At 43.8% G+C, this 217-nt stretch carries 1 protein-coding gene; it reads right to left on the bottom strand.

The window, feature by feature from the left end; translation table 11 throughout:
- Nucleotides 1-217: FAD-dependent oxidoreductase (locus tag Ga0466249_RS26360; protein ID WP_215832443.1), on the bottom strand; the 217-nt coding region annotated here is incomplete at both ends.

The raw sequence follows: 217 nt of genomic DNA, 5'->3' as shown, positions 1-217 counted from the left end.
TTTTTATCAAACAAAATGTATTCGCCTTTGCGCGGTGCAATAGTGAAGCTATCATCATTTGCCATACGGGAAATATCATCGGCATGAAGGCCGGCAGCATTAATGACGTATTTGGCTGTAATGAGGCCCTGCAGTGTGTGGACGCCTGTTACATGGCCGTCAGTCACTTCAATGCCTGTAACAGGACATTCTGTCAATACTTTTACACCGTTTTTTA

The sequence above is a fragment of the Pelorhabdus rhamnosifermentans genome (assembly GCF_018835585.1).
In the GTDB taxonomy this organism is placed as follows: Bacteria; Bacillota; Negativicutes; order UMGS1260; family UMGS1260; genus Pelorhabdus; species Pelorhabdus rhamnosifermentans.
This window is presented reverse-complemented; position numbering and strand designations above follow the sequence as displayed.